6 protein-coding genes and 1 tRNA gene are annotated in these 9,052 nt (G+C 65.0%); 3 read left to right on the plus strand and 4 right to left on the minus strand.

Annotation, left to right across the window (positions count from 1 at the left end; genetic code table 11):
- Positions 1–46: 46 nt before the first annotated feature.
- Both AB0L58_RS36335 and AB0L58_RS36340 read right to left on the minus strand, forming a co-directional pair.
- Complete coding sequence (locus tag AB0L58_RS36335) at positions 47–910, minus strand: hypothetical protein (RefSeq protein ID WP_364394511.1); 864 nt, start codon at positions 908–910, stop codon at positions 47–49.
- A gap of 89 nt (positions 911–999) precedes the next feature.
- On the minus strand, positions 1,000–2,409 hold the full coding sequence (locus AB0L58_RS36340) for a zinc-dependent metalloprotease (RefSeq protein WP_364394513.1): 1,410 nt from the start codon (positions 2,407–2,409) through the stop codon (positions 1,000–1,002).
- A gap of 128 nt (positions 2,410–2,537) precedes the next feature.
- Between AB0L58_RS36340 and AB0L58_RS36345 the strand changes: the two genes are divergently transcribed.
- Positions 2,538–3,563, plus strand: a complete 1,026-nt coding sequence (locus AB0L58_RS36345) for a PDZ domain-containing protein (RefSeq protein ID WP_364394515.1) — start codon at positions 2,538–2,540, stop codon at positions 3,561–3,563.
- 3 nt (positions 3,564–3,566) lie between these two features.
- Here the strand turns inward: AB0L58_RS36345 and AB0L58_RS36350 are convergent, their stop codons facing one another.
- Positions 3,567–4,157 carry a PPA1309 family protein gene (locus AB0L58_RS36350; protein ID WP_364394517.1) on the minus strand — a complete coding sequence of 197 codons (591 nt, stop codon included), beginning with the start codon at positions 4,155–4,157 and terminating at the stop codon, positions 3,567–3,569.
- Between the two features lie 234 nt (positions 4,158–4,391).
- Here AB0L58_RS36350 and AB0L58_RS36355 point away from each other — a divergent pair, with 234 nt between their 5' ends.
- Positions 4,392–7,394: a UPF0182 family protein gene (locus AB0L58_RS36355; protein WP_364394519.1), complete on the plus strand. Its 3,003-nt coding sequence runs from the start codon at positions 4,392–4,394 to the stop codon at positions 7,392–7,394.
- A gap of 112 nt (positions 7,395–7,506) precedes the next feature.
- Here AB0L58_RS36355 and AB0L58_RS36360 read toward each other — a convergent pair whose 3' ends face one another.
- Complete coding sequence (locus tag AB0L58_RS36360) at positions 7,507–8,076, minus strand: transglycosylase family protein (RefSeq protein ID WP_364394521.1); 570 nt, start codon at positions 8,074–8,076, stop codon at positions 7,507–7,509.
- Positions 8,077–8,641: 565 nt separating this feature from the next.
- On the opposite strand from AB0L58_RS36360, the gene AB0L58_RS36365 reads away from it, so the two are divergent.
- A tRNA-Met gene (locus AB0L58_RS36365) sits at positions 8,642–8,715 on the plus strand.
- Positions 8,716–9,052 lie beyond the last annotated feature (337 nt).

The following is a 9,052-nucleotide window of genomic DNA, read 5'->3' on the forward strand; positions in this document are numbered from 1 at the left end:
GCCAATCTTGATGTCTTCGCCTGGCGGACTGTAAGAATCGACACTCTCATCGTGTGCTACCGGCGAAAATTCGGCGGCATCCGCAGCCGTTGTGCTGCGGCCACTCCCGGCGCGAAATCCGGTGCGTATCGAGTTCGAGTTCGATCGTGGTGTTCATGGTGTCGAGCTGACGTTCGGGGGAACAGTGCATGATCGCCTCGAGTTCGCCGAGCAGCAAAGCCGCCGTCGCCAGGATCCCGGCCGGTGAGGCGTGGCCGACCCGACCGAGCAATTGGCTCGCCAGCTGTGGCCACTCCGGGTCGTATTCGCAGCGGGTCAGATCGAGGCAGCGCAGGCAGCTCGTCAGGCCGGGAAAGACCAGCGGACCCACCACGCCCTTGCCATCGCGAATGCGGACCTGCAGATGCGGAATCCCATGCAGCACCAGCTCATTGGCCAGGCGCGGTTCGATGACGAGCGCATCGGCCAGCACCACGAGCTCACCCTGCCAATCCAGCACCGAACCGTCGGGGCAGTACCCCCGCGAGCGGATCGGCCGCAGTCCGAACCGACGCAACCCCGTCGCCACCGCATCCGAGAGCGGCCCGAGCCCGTGCACCCGCACCGAACGCAGCCGCCCCAGCCGCGGATCCGGATGCAATAGCAGGCCAGCGGCATCGATGCGATCCAGCAGTTCGGCCGCGCTGTCCGGGTCGATGCCACCTTCCTCGGCCCGCCAGATGATCTGCGGGCGACTGTGCATGCCGTCCAGCAGCCGTAGGAATGCCAGCACGGTATCGGTGTCCAACGCGGTCCGATCGAGGAGCAACGCCCGCTCCGGATCCCACCCCAGCTGCACGACCCCGGACGACCGCACCAATACCGTCACCCGCGGCGCCAGCATCGGCCCGCACATCCGCCTCGTCGTCATGGCAGCAGTATGCGGTTCGGGTCATCAGCGAACGCGCGCGAATCCTGTAGTAATCCACAGGGATTCGCGCCTTATCAACAGGACACGTCTCAGGACGCGTCGGTGTCCTTGCCGAGGTCCGGGCCGGATGCACCGTCGCCCTGCGCGGCCTCACGTTCGGCCCGTTCGCGTGCCTCGGTTTCGGCCAGTTGGGCCAGCGGATCGTCGAAGGCGTCCACACCGCCGCCGATCACCGAATCGATGAAGCCCGCGGGGGAGTCCAGATCATTGGAATCCGGCAGCAGATCCGGATGTGCCCAGATCGCGTCTCGCGCGTCGATACCCGCATCGGCGGTGAGCCGCCGCCACAGCGCCGCGGCCTCGCGCAATTTGCGCGGCCGCAATTCGAGTCCGACCAGGGTCGCGAAGGTCTGCTCGGCCGGTCCGCCGGTGGCGCGGCGGCGGATCAGGGTTTCGGCGAGAGCACCCGCGCCAGGCAGGCGATCACCGATCGCCTCGGTGACGACGACCTGCACCCAGCCCTCGATCAGGGCGAGCAGTGTCTCCAGCCGCTCCAGGGCCAGCTTCTGTTCCGGGGTGGTCTGTGGTTCGAACGCGCCCTGGGACAGGATCTCCTCGAGTTTCGAGGGATCGGTCAGCGACATCGGGTCGATATTCTGGGCCGCCGACTCCAGTGCGGAGAAGTCCATCTTGATGCCGCGCGCGTAGTCCTCGACCGCGCCGAGCACCTGCTGACGCAGCCACGGCACATGGCCGAACAGGCGCTGATGGGCGGCCTCGCGGGCCGCGAGAAAAACCAGGATCTCGCTTTCCGGCTGCTCGAGTCCGGCGCTGAACTCCGAGATGGCGGCGGGCAGCAGTGCCGCGGTGCCGGTCGGGCCGAGCGGCAGCCCGATATCGGTGGAGGTAAGCACCTCCTTGGCGAGTTGGCCGAGCGCCTGCCCGAGCTGCGAGCCGAAGGCGAGTCCGCCCATCTGCCCGAGCATGCCCACCATCGGACCGGCGAACTCGCGCGCCTCCTCCGGCAACTGTGAGGTCCACATGCCGGAGATCTGTTCGGCCACCGGATCACACAGCCGCTTCCAGGTCGGCAGGGTCTCCTCGATCCAATCGTTGGCGGTCCAGGCTGCGGTTCTAGTGGCGCCCGCGGGCAGTGTGGTCGCGCCGTCCAGCCACAGTTCGGCCAGGTGCGCGGCATCGTTCACGGCCTTGACCGTACTTTCGGAGACCGGCGGCACGCTCGTGCCGAGCTGCTGGCGGGCCAACCGCTTCGCCACGTCGTAGTTGACCGGGCCGGCCTGCGCCGAACCGGGCTGACCCATCCCACTGAGCATCTGGCCCAGCGAGGTGAGCATCTGTCCTAGCTGGGCCGGGTCGAAACCGCCCGCACCTGCCCCGCCGAAGCCGAACGGATCGTTCGCCCCGGCACCGCTCGGCTCGTCTCCGCGCTTGCGGTCGTCGTCATCGCGGTTCGAGAATCCGAAGGGGAGGTCACTCATACTCCAAACATTACGCGTGTGGTGTAGGGGGTCGATGTTCGCGCGGCGCGAAATCTCCGCCCGCGCGCACGCCGGTAAATATGCGCCTCGCACGACTTGGCGCGGCGGCGATCATTACTGTGGTCCAGGTGAATCGTCGGATCCTGACCCTCGTGGCTGCCCTGATCCCGGTGCTCGTCCTCGGTGTAGTGGGCAGCGTGCTCACTGTGCCGTTCGTCGCACTCGGGCCGGGACCCACGTTCAATACCCTCGGCTCGGTCGATGGCAAGCAGGTCGTCGACGTCCGCGGCGCGGAATTGGACCCGGTGACCGGTCATCTGAATATGACAACGGTCTCGGTGCGCGACGGGCTGAATATCTTCGAGGCGTTCGGTTTCTGGGTCAGCGGTCAGCACGGACTGGTCCCGCGTGCCGAGGTATACCCACCCGGCGTCCCGCGCGAGGAGATCGATAAGTCCAATCAGCAGGACTTCAAGGATTCCGAGGGCAATGCCGAGGTGGCGGCGCTGCACTTCCTGAACCTGCCGACGGTGGTGCTGGTGCGCAAGGTCGCCGACGACGGCCCGGCGAAGGAGACGCTGCGGGCGGGGGACGAACTGGTCAGCGTCAACGGCGCACCCATGGCCGCGCCCAAGGATGTCGTCGCCGCGGTGACCTCGCAGGCGCCCGGCAGTCAGATCACCGTGACATACCGGCGCGAGAACGCCGAACACACCGCGACCATCACTCTGGCCGCCCGGCCCGACGATGCCGGCAAGGGGTATCTGGGGCTGACCCCGACCGAGGGTGCGCGCCCGCCGATGGAGGTCTCGTTCAATTTGGCCGATATCGGTGGACCGTCGGCTGGCCTCATGTTCAGCCTCGCGCTGATCGATAAGCTCACGCCCGGCGAGCTCGACGGCGGCAAGTTCGTCGCCGGAACCGGAACCATCGATCAGGACGGCAAGGTCGGCCCCATCGGCGGCATCCAGTACAAGATGATCGCCGCACGCGATGCCGGTGCGCAGACCTTCCTGGTTCCGGCCGCCAACTGCAATGAGGCCAAGCAGCGCACACCGGACGGCCTGCGCCTGGTGAAGGTCGAAAACCTCAGCGGCGCAGTGCAATCCCTCAACGACCTCAACGCAGGGCGGGACACCGTCTCCTGCGGCTGAGCCTCACTCCAGCGTGTGGTGCAGTGCCTCGATGAGGTTGGGCGCCAGATTCGGATAGGTGCGCAGGTCGAGATCGCCGAAGTCGTCGAGATCGTCCTCGGGCTTGACCTGTAGCAGGCACAATTCCGCGCCCCTGCGCAGCACCGCGGCGAACAGCCGGGCCGTGCGCCGCCCCGGATGCGTTTCGGCCGCGGCGCGTGCGGCCGCATCGGCGGCCTCGTGATCGGCCAGCAGCGGGGTGAGCGCATCGTCGAGGGTGCTCTCGGCATCCGGCGGCAGCACGACGATTTCCTGGACGAGCAGACAGCCGCTGACGGCCTCGGGCCAACTGGTGGTCGCGAGGAATTCGTCCAGCGCCATCGATCCGCCGGTGATGTCCTCCGGGAACGACTCCTGCGCAATGGCGGTCAGCTCGCTGCCCTCGTCGAGCTGGTCGAGCAATCCGGGCTCGGCCGCGACCAGATCGGCCGTCGGCACCAGCGCGAACATCTGCGGCGGTCTGCCCCAACCCTCGGCATCCACGAATTCCGCCACTTCGCGGACGGAACGGGCGAGGACTAGTTCGGCGTGCAGATCTGCGGTCACATTGGACATCCTCGCACCAGCAACCATGTGGATGTATCGAGGGCGGCGTGATCTCGCAACCACGACGGAGCGAGTCTTACGAGCGAGCCGTGAACATGCAGCGCCGAAGGCGCTGCCAATGTCACCGCCCGATTCCGTAGAGTGGGCCGCGAGGCGGTCCATTGGGCCACCTGCAACATTGGACTGCGGTGTCACGGCCGAGAACATCGGTGCGAGTGCCGCCGGACCTTGGAGAGTGGCATCGTGGGCATGCGGCCCCCCACCGGCTTACCTTCGTTGTCCCGACGCAGCCGAGTGCTGCTGGTGGCGGCCATCATCCTGGCGGCCCTGCTGCTGCTGGGACCGCGGCTGACCGACACCTATACGAACTGGTTGTGGTTCGGTGAGGTCGGTTTCCGCAGCGTCTATCTCACCGTATTGCGCACGCGGATTCTGTTGTTCGTCGTCGTCGCGTTGTTCGTCGGTCTGGTCGTCTGGTTGGCGTTGCTGCTGGCCTACCGGACCAGGCCGGTATTCGTACCGGTGGCCGGGCCGAACGATCCGATCGCGCGCTACCGCACCACCGTGATGAGTCGGCTCAAGCTGTTCGGTATCGGTATCCCGCTGGTGCTCGGCGTGCTGTCCGGACTGGTGGCGCAGTCGAATTGGGTCACCGTGCAGCTGTTCCTCAACGGCGGTTCGTTCGGCCAGACGGATCCCCAGTTCGGTCTCGACGTCGGGTTCTACGCCTTCGACCTGCCGTTCTACCGCATGGTGCTGAATTGGCTGTTCGTTGCGGTGGTCATCGCATTCTTCGCCAGCCTGGTGACGCACTACGTCTTCGGTGGCCTGCGGCTGACCGGTCGCGAGGGCACGCTGACCAGGCCCGCGCGCATTCAGCTCGCGGTGATCGCTGGAATCTTCGTATTGCTCAAGGCGATTGCCTACTGGTTCGACCGCTACGAACTGCTGTCGAGCAGTCGTAAGGAGCCGACCTTCACCGGTGGCTCCTACACCGATATCAACGCGGTGCTGCCCGCGAAGCTGATCCTGCTGTCCATCGCGGTGATCTGCGCGATCGCCTTCTTCGCCGGTATCGTGCTGCGCGATCTGCGGGTGCCCGCGATGGCGGCCGCGCTGCTCGTGCTCTCCTCCGTCCTGGTCGGCGCGGTATGGCCGCTGGTGGTCGAGCAGTTCTCGGTGCGCCCGAACGCCGCCGACAAAGAGAGTGAATACATCGAGCGCAATATCGCCGCGACCAGGCAGGCGTTCGGCATCACCTCGGACAAGATCGAGTACAAGGACTACAAGGGCGACAGTTCGAAGAGTCCGCTGGAAGTTCCGGTCGATGCGGCGACGATCGGCAATGCCCGTCTGCTCGACCCGAATATCCTGTCGCCCACCTTCACTCAGCTCAAGCAACTGAAGAACTTCTACGGCTTCCCGGAGTCGCTGGATATCGACCGCTACACCCTCAACGGCGATACCCAGGACTACATCGTGGCCGCCCGCGAACTGCACCCGTCGGCGCTGAGCGGCAACCAGCTGGATTGGATCAACAAGCACACCGTCTACACCCACGGCAACGGCTTCGTCGCGGCACCCGCCAATCGGGTCAACCGGCCGCAGTACGAGGACCCCAATGCCAATACCGGCGGCAGCAGTGACAGTGGCTATCCCATCTTCCTGGTCAGCGACCTGTTCAACTCGACCGACCAGCAGCAGATCAAGGTCGACCAGCCGCGCGTCTACTACGGCGAGCTGATCTCGCAGTCCAATCCGGACTACGCGATCGTCGGTGCCGTGAACGGTAAGCAGCCGCGCGAATACGATTCCGACACAGCGCAATACACCTATAACGGCAAGGGTGGCGTCTCGATCGGGAACTGGTTCAACCGGTTGGCCTTCGCGGCCAAGTACACCGAGCGCAATCTGCTGTTCTCCTCGGCCATCGGGGACAACTCCAAGATCATCTTCAATCGCAGTCCGCGCGAGCGGGTGCAGAAAGTGGCGCCCTGGCTGACCACCGACGGCAATGCCTATCCGGCGGTCGTCAACGGCCGGATCCAGTGGATCGTGGACGCGTACACCACGCTGGACAACTACCCGTACGCGCAGACCACCTCGTTGGAGGGCGCGGTCGAGGACAGCATCGACAAGAAGACCGGACGGCTGTTGCCACGCAAGGAGGTCAGCTACATCCGCAACTCGGTGAAGGCCACCGTCGACGCCTATGACGGCACGGTGACCCTCTACGAGGTGGACTCCACCGATCCGGTGCTCAAGGCCTGGCGCGGTGTGTTCCCGGGCGCGGTCAAGCCGGAGAGCGAGATCTCACCGGAACTGCGCGCGCACTTCCGTTATCCCGAGGATCTGTTCAAGGTGCAGCGCGAAATGCTGACCAAGTACCACGTGGACAATCCGCGAGAGTTCTTCACCAACAATGCTTTCTGGTCGGTGCCCAGCGATCCGACCACCGAGGGCGGCACCTTCAATCAGCCGCCGTATTACGTGTTGCTCGGTGACGCGTCGGCGAACAATAAGCCGGTATTCAATCTGACCAGCGCCATGGTCGGCTACAACCGGCAGTTCCTTTCCGCGTACATCTCGGTGCGCTCGGATCCGGACGGCTACGGCAAATTCACGATCTTGCAATTGCCGACCGATACGCAGACGCAGGGTCCGCAGCAAACGCAGAACAGTATGACGACGGCGCCCGAAGTCTCCAGTCAGAAAACACTGCTGTCGAATTCGAACAAGATCAGATATGGCAATCTGCTGACATTGCCGATCGCCGACGGCGGAATACTTTATGTGGAACCGTTCTACAACGAGCGAAATACCGGAGCGGGCAGCTCCACCTTCCCGCAGCTGCTGCGGGTACTGGTGAGCTACCGCGATGTGGCAGGCAGTGTGAAGGTCGGCTTCGCCTCCACCCTGGCCGATGCGCTGAATCAGGTGCTGCCGGGGACTGGTTCACTGGCCACGCCGTTCGGCGGTGACCCGGCGAGCAGGCCGAAACCGGGGACCACCCCGCCGTCGGACCACGGCACCACGCCGCCGACACAGGGGACGACACCGCCGACACAGGGCACTACGCTGCCACCGGCGACCGGGTCCGGGGCCAAGGATGCCGCGGCAGCGGAGCTGAGCAAGAAGATCGAGAATGTGCGAAATGCCATGAAGTCCGGGAATTTCCAGGACTTCGGCAAGGCGCTGGAGGAACTGGACGCCGCGGTGAAGGCGTATCAGGAAGCCGGTCGCTGATCCGACGAGAACGGCCCCGTCACCCGGTTCGGGTGGCGGGGCCGTTCTCATCGACGCCGAGCCGACGTCGACCTCGGCGCCGTTGCCGAGCCGACGTCGGATTCGTCGAACGTCAGCGACCGAACGAGTCGATCAGCGCGCTGTTCTGGTCCAGCAGCTGCTTGTACGGGCCCTCGAGGCCGTTCTGCTCGGCCAGTTCGTAGCCCGCGGATTTGGCCTGCTCGATGGCGGACTTGACGTTGGAGGCCGGGGCGGGGGCAGCTTCGACGGGCGCGGCAGGGCTGGGTTCGACACCGGCGGGGCCGGGCTCCACGACGGCCGGACTCGGCGCGGACTCACCGGCGCGCAGGTACTGACCGCAAACCGGCCAGGCGCCCGCACCCTGGGTGGCGAGCACATTCTCCGCGACGCGGATCTGCTCTTCCTTGCTGGCATTATTGGCGGCACCGGCGCCACCGTTGGCCGCCCAGGTGCTCTGCGAGAACTGCAGACCGCCGTAGTAACCATTTCCGGTGTTGATACCCCAGTTGCCACCGCTTTCGCACTGCGCGACGCCATCCCAATTGTGGGTCGGGGCGGCCGATGCGGTGCCGGTGGAAAGACCGAACGGGACGGCAACGATTGCGCCGGTGACAGCGGCATAGCCGAGGGCGCGGGTGCTGAGCTTTCGGTGCTTCGACATGATGTATTCCCTCCCTGCGCCCACCGGTCCCGGTAATGCGAAAGCCGAGTCCCTGCCCCCAGGTGTGTCGGGGATCCTCGAACCGCGGGACAGGGTCGCCGGTGTTCGGCGGTTCGAGTTCGAGCCCGTCACGTTTGATCCGGGCCGTGGATCGACGGTAACGAAGAAATCTCGGCAGATCACATCTTGATAACTTCCCCATTGCATGATGCGAATAACGTGTATACCGGTGTTTGCGCAGGTAGCAAATGCCTTAAGAATGGATTCCGGACGGTCGGTTATAGCATCGTTATGTGTTCGGGATCACTACGAAATAGTGGCACGGGTCACGTTTGAGGCTATTGGCCGACTGCTCTGTTGCGTTCTGATCGACTTTCGCCGCACCGCTTGTGCCGATACGCCAGATGGATTCGGCGGATGCTCGCCTGCCGCCCTCGGGGCTGCCTGCATGTAACCTCACCTGCTCGCCGTCGCCCCGTCGTCGAGCCGTTGACCAGGGCAAACCCCCTGGAAGATAAGCGATTTGCCTTCCGCGCGTAGACGTGTGTAATGTTGTGTTTACCGACGCGGGGTGGAGCAGCTCGGTAGCTCGCTGGGCTCATAACCCAGAGGTCGCAGGTTCAAATCCTGTCCCCGCTACTAGGGAAACGGCCCGGAACGTACAGTTCCGGGCCGTTTTTCATGCGCGCCGGGGAACATATTCGGGAATGTTGGCCAGAGTCGGGATTCTCGAGCCGATCTGGTCGAACTGTGTTCCAGAGGACGGCGATTCTTCTTACATCCGCTGCCAATGCATGATTCGCGAGTTCACGAAGGTTGTCGTAGGTATCGGCGGCGACCGGCTCGACCTCGACATCGGCGTCCGAGGTCCAGGGCAGATCCGCGAGCGCGCCGGACCGTGACAGCTCCGCACCACGGGTATGCAGACCGCTGACCGACGCCGCGCCGGTACGGAGCTGTGGAGTGACTCGGCCGG

It is taken from the genome of Nocardia sp. NPDC052112, assembly GCF_040680135.1.
Taxonomy (GTDB): domain Bacteria; phylum Actinomycetota; class Actinomycetes; order Mycobacteriales; family Mycobacteriaceae; genus Nocardia.